Below are 11,026 nucleotides of genomic sequence, written 5' to 3'. Positions count from 1 at the left end.
GCAGGCCCCGTCGTACCCAGTGCAGCAGGCTCCGGTTCGACAGGCTCCCGCTCCTGCACCCGCTCCGGCGCCCGCTCCTGCCCCGGCAGCCGCTCCGGCTCCTGCCCCGGCACCCGCGCCGCAGGGGATCACGATCGACCTGGGTGGCCGCGCGCCCGTCGTGCCGCAGGCCCCGATCCTTCCGAAGCAGCTTCACATCGGCTGACGGCCGCCCGGTCGCCGGTCCCACCCGTAGAGAAAGAGGAACAACCATGCTCACCGCCGCTTCTGCCATCTCCGGCGCGATCATCGCCGCGCTAGCGACCCTTGGCCCGATCGCCGCCCCTGTCATTACCGCGGCGACTGCTGCCGGCCCGGTCGCCACCGCTGGAACCGCGATCGCCGGCCTGGCTGGCACCGGAAGCGCCGCCGGTGGAGCCGCCTCGCTCGGCGCCGGCGGGGCCGCACTCAACTCAAACCCGCACGCCGCACTCGGCGTCCAGAACGGGATCAACGACTCCATCAACCAGGCCAAGGACCACGTCGCCGGGTCGATCAACAACCTGAACATCCCGGGCGTCCCCCCGGTCCACTTCAACTGACCCCGCGCACTGATCGCCGCACCGATCGAGGGGAGTGGAAATGAGCCGCGACGACGATCTGCCCGAGTGGTTCTCAGAGTCGTCAAATTCTGCTGACGACCGCAACGAACCCCGCCACCTAGAAGCCGTGGCCGGAGGCCCGGAGCCCGACGACGAGTGGTTCGACCAGGCCGAGACCGCTCCCGCGGCTGTCGAAACCCCGCCAGCGCGAGATAGCGGCCGGAGGCGAACCAAGCTCCTGTTCGGCGGCACAGTCGCGGCGGTACTGCTAGCGATCGGGGGCGGCGCCTGGATGCTGTCGTCGCTCCTATCTGGCTCCGAGACGTCGGCCTCCCCGACGTTGACGGTCCCCACGACCGCGACCACCGCACCACAGGGCGGCGACGAAGTGGTGGCCGAATCGGAGTGCGAGTCCTCCGAGTCGGCCACCACAGTGACGGGCAACGGCAAAGGCGACCGAGAGTCCGCCGCCGGCGTAGTCCTGGCCTTCCAGCACGCCTACTACGTCGCCAGAGACGCCGACGCCATCAAGCCACTGCTGGCGAAGGATTCACCGATCACCAATCTCGATGCCCTTCAGGAGGGCATCGACTCAGTGGCCCGCGGGACAACGCACTGCCTGCATATCGAGCGCGACGGCAACGACGCCGTGGTCGAGCTGACCGAGACCGCTCCTGACGGCAGCGCAACGACCTACTACCAGCGCGTGACGACCACCCGTGAAAACGGGGAGGTCCGGATCGTCTCGATCGAAGAGAACTCTGAAGGAGCGAGCGAATGAAGCCGGGGAACGTGGCAAGGATCGGCGCTGTCATCACGGCGTCATCGTTGGCAGTGGTGGCCCAAGCGGGAGGGGTCCAGGCGCAAACCACGGCTAGCGCTACCCCCTCCGCCACCACGGCTCGACCTTTGACCTCAACCGCTACGGTCCCGACCTCGTCTCGAGGGACCTCGGAGGTGGCGTTGCCCGAGGGCGATGAGTGCCCGCTGGTGCAGCTCGTGGCGGTCAACGGCACGACGGAGTCAACGAAAAACTCCAAGACCGACGCGGACACGGGATGGATGGCTCGCGTGGTGAGTCCCACCGTCAGAGCGGCTAACGCCGATGGCCAGGCGCGTATGAGCCGCACCTACGTGCCGTACCCGGCATCCTTCGGAGGCTTCGTCCCCTCAGAGGATCAGTCGAGTTATGCCGAGAGCGTCACCGTCGGCATAGAGAACGGGCGAAAGCTCATCGCCGAGACGGTCGAGCGATGCCCGGAGACCAAGATCTTCGTCTCCGGCTACAGCCAGGGCGCCCAGGTCGCCTCGGCGCTGGCTCGAGAAATCGGCGCCGGCGCCGGGCCGGTCACTCCCGAGCAGTTCGCCGGTGCGGCACTGATGAGCGATCCCACCCGTGCTCAGGGCGCCCCGATCTTCCAGGAGGGCTCGTCCCGGACGACTCCGGGGGCGGTGCCGGGCACGGAAGGCGCCGCGGTGTCAGCGATCAGCGTGGGTGAAGGTGCCCCTCGGCCGGAGGGGCGCGGCATCTCCCCGAACACGTCCGCCCCGGATTTTGGTGCGGTGGCCGATCGAGTCGCCTCGTTCTGTGTCCCCGGGGACCTGGCGTGCGACACCCCGCCCGACTCCGATCTGTTCCAGGTCGTAGCCAACATCGCCGGACAGAGCGAGACCGGGGGAGACCCGATCCGTGCGCTGGTCAACGTCGCCACCGTGGCGGGGCAGTCGGTGCTGTTCACGGCCGCAGAGACCATCGCCGAAGACGTGGAGTACTCCGACGGAAGTGGTTTCACCATCGCCCCGGCCAGCCGAGGCAACACCACGCTGTCGCGGATGGCGCGCTACTCCGATCCGACCCAGGTGAAGAACCCGACCGACCCAACCGCACTGCTGGTGGAAGCCGGGACCAAGCTGGCCGGGATGGCGCTCGGAGCGTCGATCACCGTGGCGAAGAAGACCCTGACGCCGGAGAACATCGCGCAGATCGCGGTGGCCGGCGCAGCGAGCCCGGCAGCGGCGGCAGCGGTGCTGGTGGGCCAGCTCGCGGTTGCGGCGTCTGAGGTCATCACTCCCGCAACCGTGGACTCCGGTCTGCAGCGGGTGATCGGCGAGATCGAGCACACGGTGTCGGATACGACGGGCCTGGTCGACCTGGCGACCCAGACCCAGACCTGGAACGCGATCGACGCCCACGGCATGTACGACCGCACCCCGTTTACGGCATCAGGGCAGTCCCCGGCGGCGATCACCCAGCAGTGGGCGCTGGCCGCGGCCAACGACCTCGCCGTTGCCCGGGGGATGGAGCCGGTCAGCGAGATCAGCCACTCCACGGATGCCGACCGCATGTCCCTTATCCGGTCGGGAGCCGGGGACGACCAGCTGTCCAAGCTCCCGGCGACGTCGCAGACCGCCGACATCGCCGGACTCTCCGAGGCCCTGGCCTCGGTGACCGCGTGACGCCCGCAAGGGACAAGACGAAGGAGGCGAGCATGACCAGCGCCCACAAACTCCCGCACCCGACATCTAAGGCTGTTCCCGGGTGGCTGGCGGTGCCAGCCGAAGGAGATCGCGCACCGGTGTGGGACACACCCGTTCCTCGCCCCGCCGACAGCCGGACCCCGGTGATCTGGTTGCTCGGCGCCCACGGAGGGGCCGGGGTGTCGACCTTGGAATCCATGTGGGCGCCGGCCGCAGACAGTCAGCGAGGCTGGCCGTCCGCCGAGAAAGCGCCGTTCGTCGTCGTCGTCGCACGAATGCACACGGTCGGCCTCAATGCAGCGCACCGGCTGTGCCTTCAGCACCAGGCAGGAGAGGTCGGTGGCTGCTCGCTGCTGGGTCTGGTCACCGTCGCCGCAGCCCCCGGCAAACCGGACCTGACACTGTCCCGCCGCCGCGAGCTCGTCGCCGCCGCTGCCGGGGCGAGCTGGCACATCGACTGGGTTCCCGAGCTGCTGACCTCGGAGCCGACCGAGCTGGCGCAGTGGACCCCGGACTACACCCCGCCACCGGCTAAGCGATTCGCCCGGCCGCTAGCGCCCACTGACGCGGTCCCAGAATCGGTCGCCACCGCTGCCGCGGAGGTCTTCGCCGCCGCGGGCGAGCAGTGGCGCAACCGCCCTGGCAAGCCCTAACCCCATCTCAACCGCATCACCTCACCCCAAGGAGAGAACGCCATGATTGTCGAGACGATTCACGCCGCCGCCCCGGTGGCCGAGCACATTATCGCCGTCGGCGAGAACCTGTCCCCGATGGAGATCCCCGGGGCTGGCGACAAGGTCGACACCGCACTGTCGTACGCGATGTGGGGCTGCATCGCCGTCGGGATCTTGGGCGTGATGTTCACGGGGGCATATTTCGTCATGGCGCGGGCAGCGGGGCGGGGTGACGAGGTCCAAGGTCGAGTTATTGGAATCATCGGCGGTTGCTTGACGATCATGCTGGCCGGCCCCATCGTCAACGCCCTGGTCTCCTAACCGCCGTGCTCACCGACGTGGTGACCGTGCTGGCGCAGGACCCGGCGGTAGTACTACCTCCGACCAGCCCTGTCGCCCCGCCACCCGAGGCGATGACCCGGTTCACCCAGGCGGTCGGCTGGGTCAAGTGGGGAGCCACCGCCGTCGTGGTCGCCGGCGTTATGGCGATCGGGGCTCTCCTGACGGTCGACAACCGACTGATCGACCAGTACGGCCCCTCGATCCAGGCCATCGCCATCAAGGTCGTCCTCGGTTGCCTGGTCGTCGCCACTGCTGGCCACTTCGCCGACGTATTCATCTAGAAGGAGTCCCTGTTGTCCAAGATGCGACGCGTTCTCACCGCTGCGGCGGTGGCGCTGCTGCTGACGGCGAACACCGCCTGCTCAAATGATGAGCAGACCGAGCAGCCGCCAGTTGTGGACACCGCTTCTGCCCCGGCGGATCTGATGTGGCGGAACGTAGCCGGACTCAAGGTGCCGACCTCCCGCGCCGACGGGCCGGCGCGAACGTCTCCGCCCCAGGGGTACAGCCATACCCCGCAAGGCGCGGCTCTGGCGGCGGCGAACGGGCAAGCAGCCCTTGCCACGGCGCCCGACTCCACGTGGCCCGAAGTGGTGCGCACGGTCACCGCTCCCGGCCCCGGCCGGGACCAGTGGGAGCAAGCCCGCGTGCTGATGAGCGTGTCGGGCGCCGTCGATCCGTCGGTGGCCGCCACCTTCACTGGGTTCAAGGTCACCGACTACTCGCCTGAGAAGGCGATTGTCTTGCTGGCTACATCGACACCGCCTGCGCCGGGAGAACAGGAGCCCCTGCTGACGGCCTACCCGGTGCAGTTGGCGTGGACAGGAGCGGACTGGAAGCTCGTGCTTCCCACACAGGAAGACGACATCGACGCCTCCGAGATTCAGACGCTCGAGGGCTTCACCACCTGGGAGGCAGAAGCAAAGTGAACAAGCGCCCCTGGACCATTGCCGCGGCTCTCCTAGCGGCGGCCATCATCACCCTCGTCATTGTCGTCGCCTCGCTCACCAGAAACCCTTCGGAAGACACGACTGCGACAGCTGCCCCCGAACCGCCGCCGGCAGCGTCTCTGCAAAGCTCACCACCCGATCAGACCGGCGAGTTAGTACCCGACGCAATGGGCAGGCGGGTACTCGATGTCGGCCAGGTCCCCGGCAAGCCATTGGCGCAAACGGAATCGCCGGGCGACTTTCCTGCGGGAACTGAGCCGGTAGGCCCTCCGGCGGGCTTAGAACTGCAGCGAGTGGCCCGAGGCGTAACGATCGGCGTCTCGACAAGTGACGGACCTACCGGAATCGAGGACGGCGTCCTCACAGGGTTTGCACGCTCGCCCCAGGGCGCTGGCCTGCTCGCGATGACACATCGAGCGCGGGTGATCGCGGCAGGACCGGAGTACACGGCCTTCCTCAAGTACTACTTCCCGGACGCCTTCGCGCAGCTGTCCCCGACGATGATCAACGAGATCGAAGCCAAGGACGAGTCGAAGATGCGGGACTACATGTCCACGGGGTATTTGGCGCCCTCGTGGTTCAAAGTTCGCGCCTGCGACGACAACTTCTGCACTGTCGAAACCGCTGATGTTCCGCTGAAGGAAGCACTAGGAGCTGTTCCCGAAGAGGCGCAGGGCGCCGACCGGCATTCAGTCACTCGAGTCTCGATGGCGTGGCGCGGGGATCACTGGGTGATCGTCAAGACAGATGCCTACAACGTTGAAGCTCTCGATGACTCGTGGGTGAGGTGGCTATGACACGCCATCGTCCGACCGACATTGCATTAAAGATCCGCCGATGCGTGGCCATTTTAGTCGCGTCCTTCACAGCGATCGTTGCCTTCGGCGGCCCTGCAACAGCGCAGGATCTACCTGAGTCGCAGAACAGCTTTCAAGAGCTCTATCACGAGTGCCGTGAATTCATCGACACGGACCCGTTCACCGGCGAGGACGGCGGCGCTCGTGACCATGAAGCCAGCAATTTCCTTGACGGTGCCCTGAATCAGCTCGGAAACACCGTGGCCAGCGGCACGTGTAACGCAATCAGCGCGGTACGCCACCCAGGCGACGCTTTGGAGGCTGCTGCTTCAACCGCCGCCTCGGCGTTCTGGGGCGATCCGATCGGAGACTTCGTCAAGTCCCTCCTGGAGGGAAATGCTCAGGCGTTGTCGCTGATCATGACGATGTGGATTAAGGAGTCACCCTTCTCGAACGAGGACCTCGAGCAGTCGGTGGCGGACGTTGAATCCCCCTCCACTGCACCAGATTTCCGGTCGTCGGTGGCAGGAGTGTTCAACCTGACGCTGTGGGCGCAGGTACTGCTGTTCGTGGTGTCGCTGATCATCGCGGGGGCACGGATGGCGGTCGCCCGGAACCGCGGATTGGGTGATGGGTTCGAGGACGTCGGACAGCTCGTCTTCAACTTCATCCTCGCCGGGGCCGCGCTGCCGGCGGTGATCATGTCGCTGCACATGGCCACCGACCTGGTCTCGGTTCAGTGGCTCACCGACGGTCTGGGCGGGGATCCAGAGGCCAAGATCAACGCGGTCGCGCTCATCGACGAGGAGACCGGACTCGGGCCGGCCGCGGTGTTGATCATGGTGGTGTTCGCGCTGCTGGGCGCTCTGGCGCAGATGGTGGCGCTAGTGATCCGCGAGGGCCTTCTGGTGGTGGTGGTGGGTCTGCTGCCGCTGGCGGCAGCGTCGTTCGCGCTGAGCACCGGCAAGCAGGCCTTCAAGTCGATGATCGGGTTCGTCGTCGCGGCGCTGCTGTTCAAGCCGGTGGCGACCCTGCTGTACCTGGTGGCGTTCTGGCTCAGCTCGGGAACAGAACAGCCGTCGATGATGGAGGCGGTCTCCTCGATGCTGCTGCTGGCCGCCGCCGGCCTCGTGCTGCCCGCGCTGATGCGCGTCGTCGCTCCGGCGGTGTCTGCCTCGGTGTCCGGTGGCAGCGCCGCAGGCATCGGCGCCGCCGCTGCCGGAGCTACGGGCGCTGTCGCCGGCGCCGCCGGCGCTGCGTTGGGCAACGTCCAGCAGAGCCTTGGCGGTGGAACGTCGTCGTCCGGCTCGGGAGGCCAGAGTGCCGCGAACGGCGCGGCCTATCTCGGCCCGCACTCCTCGGGAGGCTCGTCGTCACCGCCGGCGGCCGGCTCTTCGGGTCCGAGTCCGTCGGCACCTTCGGGGGGCGGCGCATCAGGTGGAGGCAAGAGCTCCTCGGGCACGGGCCCCAGCTCGTCGGGCCGTGTCGGCGGGGCAGTGGCGAGTGCGGCCCGCGGCGCCGGCACCGTAGCGGGCTTCGCTGCCGCCGGCGTGGGCGCGGTGGCGACGGCAGCTCAGACAACGGCTCGAGCGACACAGACGACCGAGCAGATGATCGACGGTGCGCTGGCAGCTCACCCGACACCCCACCACTACCGCTGACGGCAAGGAGATCACTGGTGTCTGCATCAGGTGAGGCAACGGACTTACGGCTGTACACGCTGGGTGAGAAGTCGCAGCGCACCGGCATGTTTGGCCTGCCGCTGCGGGCCACGATCATCGCCGGGATCGCCTTCATCGTGGCGATGTTGGTGCTGATGCAGGGCGGACTAGGCGCGGGAGCGCTCATTGCGGTGCTGGCGGTGGCGTACCTGGCCCCGGCAGTACTGCGTATCGGTAATCGAACTCTCTACGAGGTGGCTCAAATGCGTTGGCAATTCTGGCGGGCACAGGCCGCTGGTTCCACGGTGTACCGGTCCGGGCCTAACTCGCGGGTACCTGGCGGCCGATACCGGCTGCCCGGTGCCCTGGCCAAGACCGAGCTGCACGTCGGCCGCGACGTGGCCGGCAACGATTTCGCGCTCATCCGAGACCGCGCGCTCAACCAGTACACCGTCCTGTTGGACGCGGCCTCACGTGGCCAGGAGCCGCTGACGGTGGCCGACCGCAACGACATGACCGCCGAGTGGGGCGCCTGGCTCGCCGAGCTGTCGCTCAACGACGACGTCGTGGCGGCCACGGTGACCGTCGAGTCGTACCCGACGACCGGGCAGGATCTCATCGCCGCGGTGAAGGACTCGGTCAGCGAGTCCACCCCGGAGATCGCCCGCCGCATCCAGGCGGAGTCGGCGGTGGAGTTCGCTCGCGGCAAGCTCGTCACGCGGTCGTGGATCGCGGTCACCTTCAAGGCTGCCACCGCGATGCAGCGCAAGGACCCCGAGGCGATGGCCACCGATCTGGGTTTCCGGCTGCCCGGGCTGTACCAGCGGCTCGAGTACGCGGGAGTGTCTGCCACACCGATGAACCCGGAGGACGCGATCGGGCTGGCGCTGCGTTGCTACCGCCCCGACCTGGAGGAGACCATCAACAGCGCTCGCCTGTCTGGCGAGCCGCTCGGAGTGGACTGGGACGACGCCGGCCCGGCCGAGGCCGTGGCGAAGTGGAATCACTACCGCCACGAAGACTGGGTGTCCCGCTCGTTCGAGATGGCCGCCCCGCCGGCCGCCGCGTTCCCGGACCACGTCCTGCGGCCCCTGTTGGAGCCGAAGTCAGACATTCCCCGCAAGCGCGTGACGCTGATCTACCGCCCGATCGCCGCCGGGGACGGGGTGAGGCAGGTCGAGAAGGAGCACACCGACGCGGTCAACGCTGCGAACAAGACCCGCTCGATCGGCAAGGCCTCTGCCGGCCTGCGCCTGGAGCGCACCGAGGCCGCACGGCAAGCGCTGGCCCGAGGCGGCCAGCTCGGCGAGTACTCGCTGCTGGTGACGCTCACCCTGCGCAACCCTGAACTGCTCGACCAGGGCTCGGCGATCATCGGCCAGCTCGGCAACCGGTCTCAGCTTCGGCTGCACGCCACCAACGGCCAGCAGGATGCGGCGTTCGCCGCCGCGCTGGGTCTGGGCGTGCTGCTCGATCAGAAGTCCACGATTTCCTCGTTTGCGAAGGCGGAGTGATGGCCAGGCGCACCAAGACCCCCGTCGGGCCGGCAGAGTTGGAAGAGCTGCACGCCCGTATCACCGCCGGCGATCAGCTCCCTCCCTGGCCGCACACACGAACCGGCCGTGCGTACAAGCGGTGGTGCGACGAGCACCCCGAGCGGGCCGAGCAGGCGCGCACCGCCCGCCAGGCACCGCAGCTCCGCTACGGAAAGCCCCGGTTCACCAATCGCTACGCCTCCCTCGACGGCCGCGGCTTCAAGGGCGCGTTCTCGGGGCGGATGGCAGTGGTCTCTGCCCCGGCCGCCACCCAGACCTCCACCAACTACGGCTGTGGTTTCAACCCGTGGGTGGTCGGGGCGACCGCCCCGGCGGTCGGCGTCCCTCTGGGGGTTCACGCACAGACCGGCCAGGACGTCTCCGGCGACGTGTTGTCGTGGTTCCGCGCCGGCATCATCGGCAACCCGTCGGCGTTCGTGCTCTCCTTGCCCGGGCTGGGCAAGTCCACGATCATCCGCAAGCAGTTCATCGGCGCGGTCGCCCAGGGCCATGTGCCGATCGTGGCCGGGGACATCAAAGGCGAGTACGTGGCGGTGACCGATGCGATGGTCACCCCAGCCGGAAAGCGCGGGCAGGTGATCCGTCTCGGACATGGGCACGGGCACCTGAACCCACTGGCCGCCGGCGCTTTGGGCGAGGCGATCCCGGTGATGCAAGCCCATCTGGACGAGCTCCGCGACCGGGGCGAGGACAGCACGCGCCTTGCCGAGGCCATCACCGAAACCGAGGAGTCGGTGCACTCGCGGCAGGTCACGATGGTCGTGGCGCTGGCCGAGCTGATCCGCGGTCGGCCGCTGGCCGACTTCGAGGGTCTGGTCATCTCCACCTCGTTGCGGGAGATGCGCCAGGGCGGCAAGTTCTCCTTCGCCTCACCGCCGCTACTGCGAGACCTGATCGACTACATCCGATCCGGAAACGCCGACCTGCGGCGAGCGCTGTTCGTCGCCGACGAAACGGAGTACAGGCGCACGGTCCGAACCCTCGTCCAGACGCTGGAGTCGCTGACCGACGGCGTCATGGGCCAGGTATTCGCCGAGCACACCACCACCAAGATCGACCTCGACGCCCCGGCGATCTGCATCGACGTCTCGGCGATCGCTCGAGGAGACCAGTCGCTCAAGGCGGGCGTGCTCCTGGCCTGCTGGTCCGATGCCTATGGAGCGATGGAGGCCGCGCACGTGCTGGCCGACTGCGGTCTGGCGCCGCAGCGCTACTTCCTGGCGATTCTCGACGAGATGTGGGCGACCCTGGGCGCCGGGGCGGGGATGGTGCAGCGCGTCGACGAGCTCACGCGCCTGAACCGCACGGACGGCACCGGCCTGTTGATGATCACCCACACGGGCCGAGACCTGGAGACGCTGCCCAATGAGGTCGACGTCAAGACCGCGATGGGCTTCATCGAGCGAGCCGGCATGGTCATCTGCGGCGGTCTTCCCGCCGGCGAGCTGGAGCGGCTCAAGGGCGTCCTCCAGTTCACCGACGCTGAAACAGCGATGATCACCGCCTGGTCCAAGGGCGCGCCGATCGAGCGAACCGAAACCCGCGAGCGTAAGAAGCCACCCCTGGGGCGAGGCAAGTTCATGCTCAAGTCCTCCAAGGACGGCACCGCCGGGATCCCGGTGCAGGTTCTGCTGACCGCGACCGAGCGGAAAACCAACATCCACGACACGAACGTGCGCTTCCGCGAACTGCTCGATGGCGTGCCCTCCGGACAGGCGGTGCCGGCATGAGCTCAACTGCGTACGACGCCGATTTCCGCAACCAGGTGGTCGCGCGGCTGGCAGAGCTCGAGCCCCAATTCCCCTCGACCTCAGCCGCCGCCGAGGTCGTCGCCCGCGAGTTCGGCATCAGCCGCGACTCGGTGCGCCGCTGGTCGGTCGCCGCGGGGACGTGGCAGGCGCACAACTCGTCCACCCTGCGGGCGCTGCAAGCCGAGAACGCTGCCCTTCGAGCGCAGCTAGCCCGGGTGATTCATGGGAATCTGCGG

General features: G+C 67.9%; 12 protein-coding genes. All 12 read left to right on the top strand.

Annotated elements, in window-relative coordinates:
- The first annotated feature begins 251 nt into the window (after positions 1–251).
- Complete coding sequence (locus HMPREF3086_RS00795; RefSeq protein WP_070719720.1) at positions 252–581, top strand: hypothetical protein; 330 nt, start codon at positions 252–254, stop codon at positions 579–581.
- A 40-nt stretch (positions 582–621) separates the two neighbouring features.
- Positions 622–1,362 (top strand): DUF8176 domain-containing protein, encoded by a 741-nt coding sequence (locus HMPREF3086_RS00790; protein WP_141763939.1) that lies wholly within the window; start codon positions 622–624, stop codon positions 1,360–1,362.
- Between the two features lie 176 nt (positions 1,363–1,538).
- The gene (locus HMPREF3086_RS00785) at positions 1,539–3,038 is read left to right on the top strand and encodes a cutinase family protein (protein WP_070719718.1); all 1,500 of its coding nucleotides are present in this window, start codon (positions 1,539–1,541) and stop codon (positions 3,036–3,038) included.
- A 32-nt stretch (positions 3,039–3,070) separates the two neighbouring features.
- Positions 3,071–3,712 carry a DUF6668 family protein gene (locus HMPREF3086_RS00780; RefSeq protein ID WP_132064164.1) on the top strand — a complete coding sequence of 214 codons (642 nt, stop codon included), beginning with the start codon at positions 3,071–3,073 and terminating at the stop codon, positions 3,710–3,712.
- A 42-nt stretch (positions 3,713–3,754) separates the two neighbouring features.
- Complete coding sequence (locus tag HMPREF3086_RS00775) at positions 3,755–4,054, top strand: hypothetical protein (RefSeq protein ID WP_063935013.1); 300 nt, start codon at positions 3,755–3,757, stop codon at positions 4,052–4,054.
- A 5-nt stretch (positions 4,055–4,059) separates the two neighbouring features.
- Entirely contained in the window at positions 4,060–4,356 is a 297-nt protein-coding gene (locus tag HMPREF3086_RS00770; protein WP_132064165.1) for a hypothetical protein, read from the top strand.
- Between the two features lie 21 nt (positions 4,357–4,377).
- Positions 4,378–5,004, top strand: a complete 627-nt coding sequence (locus HMPREF3086_RS00765) for a DUF8175 domain-containg protein (protein WP_070719716.1) — start codon at positions 4,378–4,380, stop codon at positions 5,002–5,004.
- Entirely contained in the window at positions 5,001–5,822 is an 822-nt protein-coding gene (locus tag HMPREF3086_RS18260) for a DUF8175 domain-containg protein (RefSeq protein WP_141763937.1), read from the top strand. The genes HMPREF3086_RS00765 and HMPREF3086_RS18260 overlap by 4 nt, the downstream gene beginning before the upstream one ends.
- Positions 5,819–7,483, top strand: coding sequence for a hypothetical protein (locus HMPREF3086_RS00755; protein ID WP_141763936.1), 1,665 nt, complete (start codon positions 5,819–5,821; stop codon positions 7,481–7,483). Before HMPREF3086_RS18260 ends, HMPREF3086_RS00755 begins: the two co-directional genes overlap by 4 nt.
- Before the next feature lie 17 nt (positions 7,484–7,500).
- The gene (locus HMPREF3086_RS00750) at positions 7,501–8,997 is read left to right on the top strand and encodes an SCO6880 family protein (protein WP_070719713.1); all 1,497 of its coding nucleotides are present in this window, start codon (positions 7,501–7,503) and stop codon (positions 8,995–8,997) included.
- Complete coding sequence (locus HMPREF3086_RS00745; protein ID WP_070719712.1) at positions 8,997–10,769, top strand: ATP-binding protein; 1,773 nt, start codon at positions 8,997–8,999, stop codon at positions 10,767–10,769. Before HMPREF3086_RS00750 ends, HMPREF3086_RS00745 begins: the two co-directional genes overlap by 1 nt.
- Positions 10,766–11,026 (top strand): transposase (locus HMPREF3086_RS00740; RefSeq protein WP_070719711.1); only part of this gene is annotated, 261 nt, incomplete at its 3' end. The genes HMPREF3086_RS00745 and HMPREF3086_RS00740, both read left to right, overlap by 4 nt.

The organism is Dietzia sp. HMSC21D01, assembly GCF_001815995.1.
Classification (GTDB): domain Bacteria; phylum Actinomycetota; class Actinomycetes; order Mycobacteriales; family Mycobacteriaceae; genus Dietzia; species Dietzia cinnamea.
Note: the sequence above shows the minus strand (reverse complement) of the source record. Positions and strands in the feature narration are given on the sequence as shown.

What these genes read in the sequence shown, in the direction of transcription:
- HMPREF3086_RS00795 (WP_070719720.1), top strand. Translation starts at nt 252, where the DNA reads ATGCTCACCGCCGCTTCTGCCATCTCCGGCGCGATCATCGCCGCGCTA.
- HMPREF3086_RS00790 (WP_141763939.1), top strand. Translation starts at nt 622, where the DNA reads ATGAGCCGCGACGACGATCTGCCCGAGTGGTTCTCAGAGTCGTCAAAT.
- HMPREF3086_RS00780 (WP_132064164.1), top strand. Translation starts at nt 3,071, where the DNA reads ATGACCAGCGCCCACAAACTCCCGCACCCGACATCTAAGGCTGTTCCC.
- HMPREF3086_RS00775 (WP_063935013.1), top strand. Translation starts at nt 3,755, where the DNA reads ATGATTGTCGAGACGATTCACGCCGCCGCCCCGGTGGCCGAGCACATT.
- HMPREF3086_RS00765 (WP_070719716.1), top strand. Translation starts at nt 4,378, where the DNA reads ATGCGACGCGTTCTCACCGCTGCGGCGGTGGCGCTGCTGCTGACGGCG.
- HMPREF3086_RS00755 (WP_141763936.1), top strand. Translation starts at nt 5,819, where the DNA reads ATGACACGCCATCGTCCGACCGACATTGCATTAAAGATCCGCCGATGC.
- HMPREF3086_RS00745 (WP_070719712.1), top strand. Translation starts at nt 8,997, where the DNA reads ATGGCCAGGCGCACCAAGACCCCCGTCGGGCCGGCAGAGTTGGAAGAG.